Annotated in this window: 1 protein-coding gene; it reads left to right on the top strand. The window is 51.0% G+C overall.

The genetic code is table 11. The features are described 5' to 3' along the window. Window positions 1-195: hypothetical protein (locus FDX22_RS21185; protein ID WP_146717731.1), on the top strand; the 195-nt coding region annotated here is incomplete at its 5' end. Between the last annotated feature and the right edge of the window lie 60 nt (window positions 196-255).

Genomic DNA, 255 nt, shown 5'->3' with positions numbered 1-255 from the left:
GGTTTCGGCACGCTGGACAGTGAAACGCTGGATACCGCCCTCGACGCGCTGGATGCCCTGAACGCCACTGGCAAGACCATTGGCGTGATAAGCCACGTTGAAGCGATGAAAGAACGTATTCCCGTGCAAATCAAGGTTAAAAAAATCAATGGATTAGGTTACAGCAAACTCGACAAGATGTTTGCGGTGGAGTAATCACCCTGTGGGTGTGGTTTCACAGGCCGGATAAGCGTAAGCACCATCCGGCATAATACA

Source organism: Citrobacter sp. TBCS-14 (genome assembly GCF_005280805.1).
GTDB classification, from domain to species: domain Bacteria; phylum Pseudomonadota; class Gammaproteobacteria; order Enterobacterales; family Enterobacteriaceae; genus Citrobacter; species Citrobacter gillenii.
Note: the sequence above shows the minus strand (reverse complement) of the source record. Positions and strands in the feature narration are given on the sequence as shown.